The organism is Micromonospora foliorum, from assembly GCF_022229015.1.
Lineage (GTDB): Bacteria > Actinomycetota > Actinomycetes > Mycobacteriales > Micromonosporaceae > Micromonospora > Micromonospora foliorum.
Map to the genome: position 1 here is coordinate 1 of NZ_JAKKFF010000166.1, position 5906 is coordinate 5906.

The 5906-nt window shown below is 71.6% G+C and carries 5 protein-coding genes; 1 reads left to right on the forward strand and 4 read right to left on the reverse strand.

The window, feature by feature from the left end:
• A partial coding sequence (locus PSH25_RS13840; protein WP_238659485.1) for a type III secretion system chaperone family protein occupies positions 1-743 on the forward strand: 743 nt, incomplete at its 5' end.
• A gap of 64 nt (positions 744-807) precedes the next feature.
• Here PSH25_RS13840 and PSH25_RS13845 read toward each other — a convergent pair.
• The 4 genes from PSH25_RS13845 to PSH25_RS13860 form a co-directional block, all read right to left on the reverse strand.
• Positions 808-2496: a ribonuclease J gene (locus tag PSH25_RS13845; RefSeq protein WP_124854118.1), complete on the reverse strand. Its 1689-nt coding sequence runs from the start codon at positions 2494-2496 to the stop codon at positions 808-810.
• Between the two features lie 52 nt (positions 2497-2548).
• A complete protein-coding gene (gene dapA, locus PSH25_RS13850) occupies positions 2549-3475 on the reverse strand; it encodes a 4-hydroxy-tetrahydrodipicolinate synthase (RefSeq protein WP_238659486.1) in 927 nt (308 codons plus the stop codon).
• A gap of 47 nt (positions 3476-3522) precedes the next feature.
• Positions 3523-4263: an FAD-dependent thymidylate synthase gene (gene thyX / locus PSH25_RS13855; RefSeq protein WP_030336847.1), complete on the reverse strand. Its 741-nt coding sequence runs from the start codon at positions 4261-4263 to the stop codon at positions 3523-3525.
• A 934-nt stretch (positions 4264-5197) separates the two neighbouring features.
• Positions 5198-5906: DUF2752 domain-containing protein (locus PSH25_RS13860; RefSeq protein WP_238659487.1), on the reverse strand; the 709-nt coding region annotated here is incomplete at its 5' end.

The window sequence follows — 5906 nt, forward strand, 5'->3', positions numbered from 1 at the left end:
CCTCTTTCCCTAACCGACGCCCTTCCGGGCTGGGCGGGCGGACGATGACCCGCCCCGCGTACGGCGAGCGGACCGCCACCGAGGTGGACGTCGCCGCGCTCGGCGCGCTGCTGCTCGGGGTGGCCAGCGAGTTGGCCGGCAGCTTCGACGCGCGCAACGGCACCGGGCACCACTCCGGGCGGATGGCCGCCTGGCTGGCCGAGCGGCCCCTCGCGGCGTCGGTTCCGCTGCCCGCCGACGACGACGAACCCGACGAACCCGACGGGCTCGACGGGCTCGACGGGCTCGACGGGCCCGACACCGACCGCTCCGGCGCCGAGGCCGAGCTGGGCGAACGCGAGTTGTCCGCGCTCTCCCTCGCCATGATCACCGCGGTTCTGGACGGGCGCGGCGACCGGTACCTGGTGGACGACGGCGAGACCGTGATCGGCCACTGGGAGGGCGCGGTGATCCAGTTCCGGCGCGCCGGTGAACGCGGTGAGGTGCTGCACGCCCGGGCCATGGCCAACCGTCGGCTGCCGGCGGCCCGCCGCGCCGAGGCGTACGCCTTCTGCAACGCCTGGAACCACGACCGGCTGCTGCCCAAGGCGTACGCACATGACCTCGGCGACGAGTTGGTGCTGGCCGGCGACGTGGCCACCGACCTGGCGCACGGGGTCGCCCCGGCGCAGCTGCGGGTCCTCATGGACGCCGCCATCGCCACCGGCGTCGCGTACGCCGAGGCCGTCGCCGCGCTGCCCTGACCCCCCGGGTACGGCGGACGCCGGCCCACCCCCGTTCGGGTGGACCGGCGTCAGCGGACGTTGCTCAGACCTCGACGACGGTGGGCACGATCATCGGCCGACGACGGTACTTGTCGTTGACCCACCGCCCCACGGTTCGCCGGACGATCTGCTGGAGCTGGTGCGGGTCGGTGATGCCGTCCGCCGCGGCCCGGTTGAGCGCCTCGGTGACCAGCGGCACCACCGGGTTGAACGCCTCCGGGTCCTCGGAGAAACCCTTCGCGGAGAGCGTCGGGCCGGCGACCACCTTGCCGGTGACCGAGTCGACGACCACGGTGGTGGCGATGAAACCGCCGTCACCGAGGATCCGCCGTTCGGTGAGCAGCGACTCGCTGACGTCACCGACGGCGAGACCGTCCACGTAGACGTACCGGCTCTTGACGTGCCCGACCAGGCTGGCGCGGCCCTCGACGAGGTCGACAACGTCGCCGTCCTCGCAGATCACCACCCGGTCGGCGGCGACCCCGGACTCGATGCCGAGCCGGGCGTGGGCGCGCAGGTGACGCCACTCGCCGTGCACGGGCATCAGGTTGCTGGGCCGGACCACGTTGAGCAGGTAGAGCAGTTCCCCGGCGGGGGCGTGCCCGGAGACGTGCACCTTGGCCACGTCCTTGTGCACGACCACCGCGCCGGCCCGGGCGAGCCGGTTGATCACCCGGTAGACCGAGGTCTCGTTGCCGGGCACCAGTGAGGAGGCCAGCACGACGGTGTCACCGGGGGCGATGGTGATGTGCCGGTGGTCGCCGCTGGCCATCCGGCCCAAGGCGCTCATCGGCTCACCCTGGGAGCCGGTGGACATCAACACGATCTGCTCCGGCGGCAGCGTGGTCGCCTCCTCGATCCCGATGACCAGGCCGGCCGGGATGTTGAGCAGGCCGAGGTCCCGAGCGATGCCCATGTTGCGGACCATGGACCGGCCGATCAGCGCGACCTTGCGGCCGTGTTCGGCGGCGGAGTCGAAGACCTGCTGTACGCGGTGCACGTGCGAGGCGAACGAGGCAACGATGATCCGGCCCTTGGCCTTCGCGAAGATCGAGTCGAGCACCGGCCCGATCTCCCGCTCCGGGGTGACGAAACCGGGGATCTCCGCGTTGGTGGAGTCGGACAGCAGCAGGTCGACGCCTTCGGCGCCGAGCCGGGCGAAACCGGCCAGGTCGGTGATCCGGCCGTCCAGCGGCAGCTGGTCCATCTTGAAGTCGCCGGTGTGCAGCACCAGGCCGGCGGGGGTGCGGATGGCCACCGCGAGGGCGTCCGGGATCGAGTGGTTGACCGCGAAGAACTCACACTCGAACGGGCCGAGCCGCTCGCGGCCGCCCTCCCGCACGGTCAGCGTGTACGGCTGGATGCGCCGCTCGGCCAACTTGGCCTCGACCAGGGCGAGGGTGAACTGTGAGCCGACCAGCGGGATGTCGGGCTTGTGGGCGAGCAGGTACGGCACCGCGCCGATGTGATCCTCGTGACCGTGCGTCAGCACGATCGCCTGGACGTCGGCCAGCCGGTCCAGGATCGGACCGAAGTCGGGCAGGATCAGGTCCACACCCGGCTGCTCGACGTCGGGGAACAGAACCCCGCAGTCGACGATCAGCAGCTTGCCGTCGTACTCGAAGACGGTCATGTTCCGACCGATGGCGCCGAGCCCGCCGAGCGGGATGATCCGCAGGCCACCTTCCGGCAGCGGCGGGGGTAGTTCCGCCTCGATGTGCGCCTCGGTCACGCGTCCACCTCATTCTGCGACGCCGTTACTCGACGTCCATCGTGTCGTTCGTTCATTCGGGCAGCTCCAGGCCCGCTGCCGCGAAGTCCGCGCGCAGCTGGGCGATCTCGTCGTCGGTGGCGTCCACGAGCGGGGGTCGCACCGGGCCGGCCGGCAGGCCCAGCGACGCCAGGCCCGCCTTCACCAGGATGGTGCCCTGGGTACGGAAGATGCCGGTGAACAGCGGCAGCAGCCGCCGGTGCAGGGTCAGCGCGGTCGGCATGTCCCCCGCGTCGTACGCCTCGATCATCTGTGCGGTCAGCGCCCCGGTGAAGTGCGTCGAGGTGCCGACCACGCCCACGGAGCCGACGGCCAGCGCCGGCAGGGTGAGGGCGTCCTCGCCGCAGTAGAAGGCGAGGCTGGTCCGGCTGGTGACCCAGCTGGTGGCGGTCAGGTCGCCCTTGGCGTCCTTGACCGCGACGATCCGGCCGTGTTCGGCGAGCCGGACCAACGTTTCGGTGTCGATCGGCACGCCCGAACGGTGCGGGATGTCGTACAGCATCACCGGCAGACCGGTGGCGTCGGCCACCGCGGTGAAGTGGCGCAGCAACCCGCTCTGCGGCGGCTTGTTGTAGTACGGGGTGACCACCAGCAGGCCGTGCGCACCTGCCTTCTCGGCGGCGGCGGCCAGCTCGATGGTGTGCCGGGTGTCGTTGGTGCCGACGCCCGCGACCACCTTGGCGCGGTCACCGACGGCCTCCACCACGGCCCGGATCAGCTGCTCCTTCTCCGCCTCGGTGGTGGTCGGCGACTCGCCGGTGGTGCCGTTGACCACCAGCGCGTCGTTGCCCTGCTCGTCGACCAGGTGGCTCGCCAGCCGGGCGGCGCCGTCGAGATCGAGGGAACCGTCGGGGGTGAACGGGCTCACCATGGCTGTGAGCAGCCGGCCGAAGGGGCGGGACGCCGGACGGGCCGCGGCGTCGAGGTGGTCGTGCGTCATACCCTCCAACCTAGCGGACGACCAGCCGGGGCCCGCCGGGGAAGGGCTCAGGACGCCTCGTGCGGGCTGGCCGCCACTTCGGTGCCGTCCGGCAGCGTGGAGATCACGAAGTCGGCGAACACGTTCGGGGCGACACCCTGGAGCTGGCGCAGGCACTCCACAGCCAGCTCACGGATCTCCACGTCGGCGTGCTCGGTGGCCCGCATGGCGACGAAGTGCCGCCAGGCCCGGTAGTTGCCGGAGACCACGATCCGGGTCTCGGTGGCGTTGGGCAGCACCGCCCGGGCCGCCTGCCGGGCCTGCTTGCGGCGCAGCGTCGGGTTCGGCTCGTCGGAGAAGCGCTGCTCCAGGCCCTCCAGCAACTCGGTGTACGCCCGAACGCTCGCCTCGGCGGCCTCGACGAACTTCTTGTGCAGCTCCGGGTCGTCGGCAATGACCGCCGGCTCGACCATGGCCGCGTCCCGCTCCGGGACGTAGCGCTGGGACAGCTGGGAGTACGAGAAGTGCCGGTGCCGGATCAGCTCGTGGGTGAAGGAGCGGGACACCCCGGTGAAGTAGAAGGTGACCGACCCGTGCTCCAGCACGCTCAGGTGGCCCACTTCGAGGATGTGCGCCAGGTAGCCGGCGTTGGTGGCGGTTGCCGGGTTCGGCTTCTTCCACGACTGGTAGCAGGCCCGGCCGGCGAACTCGGCGAGCGCCTGGCCACCCTCCGCGTCGGTCGACCACGGCACGTCGTCCGGGGCCGCGAATTGGGTCCACGCGATCAACTTGACCTGGGGCTGCACCATGTCCGGCATTCCTGGGACTGTAGTAGTGCGGCGCCGCCCGGCCCAACTCAGGCGCGCCCCGTGCAATGTCGATCACTCAGCCAACGGAGCCTTGCCCCCGCCCCGGAGCCGGAGCCGGGGTCGGGGGTCCGGGGTCCGGGGTCCGGGGTCCGAGGCCCGGGGTCCGAGGTCCGAGGTCCGAGGTCCGGGCATCGTCGTCGAGGCGGGGGCGGACAGTTCCGCCAGCGTCCTTTGGAGCTGAACCGTTTACGACATCAGCCCTGGCGGATGGCCCACCCAACCCCGAGCCGCATCCATGCGCCCGAACGACCCGTCATCCACTTCCGCCCGCAAGATCGCGCAACATCCTGGATGTAGTGGCATCCGCCGCGCCCGACCCCACTACATCCAGGATCGAGCACGATCTTGGGGCGAGGCGTGCCGGCCACCGTGCGCCGAGGGAGCGGGTACGCAGGCGCCCGCTGGGTTGATCCACTCGGGTTCCTGAAAGTCGGGGTGTCCAGGACGGCCGGACGGCACGGTTTCCTGAAAGCGAGTCGATCTTTGGGGTGGCGGGCGTCGGAGGACTCTCGGCAGCTACGGCCGACGAGCCCGGACGGGCCGCATCGCGATCCGAGCAGCCCGAACAACCCGAACGACCAAAACGACCCCGATTGACCCTGCACGATCCGAACAACCCGAGCGACCCGAGCAACCCGAGCAACCCGAGCGACCCGAACGACCCGAGCCGCCCGAGCGACCCGAGCGCGACATGAACGATCGGAGCAACCCGAGCAGGGGGCGATGCACCGGCAGCGGTCGGCGGAGGAGCCCCGTGATGTCGCAAACGATTCAGCTCCAAAGGACGCCCGAACAGCGCATACCGGCCGGGCGCCGCGCCGCACGCCCGCCGCGCCGCACATCCGCCGAGCAGCACGGCGGGCGGCGGCGCGGGTCAGACGTAGAGCGAGGTGAAGGGCGCCCAGGGCAGGTTGCGCAACACCGAGAAGGCCAGCCACGCGGCCAGGAAACCGCCGATGACCTTCGAGCTGATCCGCAGCTCGGGCAGGCGCCAACCGAACGCCTGGCTTCCCGCCCAGGCCACGAAGAGGTACGCGAGGAACGGCAGCGCGAAGATGAAGACGAAGTGGTGCCGGGCGGCGGCCGGCAGATCGCCGTGCAGCACGTACCAGAGTGCGCGGGTGCCACCACAGCCCGGGCAGTCCAGCCCGGTTGTCAACTTGAGCAGACAGGTGGGCGCGGCGTCCGGGTCGGCGTGGGTGGGATTGCTGAGTAGCGCGTAGCTCATGCCGATGGCGACGCAGCCGAGCGCGGCCAGCGGCACCGCCCAGCGCGGGGATCGTTCGTAGAGCCGCAGCACGAACCGGGTGAGCCGGTCCGGCTCAGGCGCGGCGTAGCCACCCGGCGGGGCCGCCGGCCAACTCTCCGGACCCGAGCCGCCGGGAGCCGCGCCAACGGAACCGAACCCGCCGGGACCGAAGCCGCCGGGAGCCGCGCCGGCTGAACCGAACCCGTCGGGACCGAAGCCGCCGGGAGCCGCGCCGGCTGAACCGAACCCGTCGGGAGCAGCGCCACCGGGACCAAAGCCGCCGGGGCCCGCGCCGGCGGGCGCACCGTTGGATCGGAAGGGCGTCGGGCAGGGA

Coding starts and splice junctions, on each gene's coding strand:
- dapA (WP_238659486.1), bottom strand. CDS start 3,475: ATGACGCACGACCACCTCGACGCCGCGGCCCGTCCGGCGTCCCGCCCC.
- thyX (WP_030336847.1), bottom strand. CDS start 4,263: ATGGTGCAGCCCCAGGTCAAGTTGATCGCGTGGACCCAATTCGCGGCC.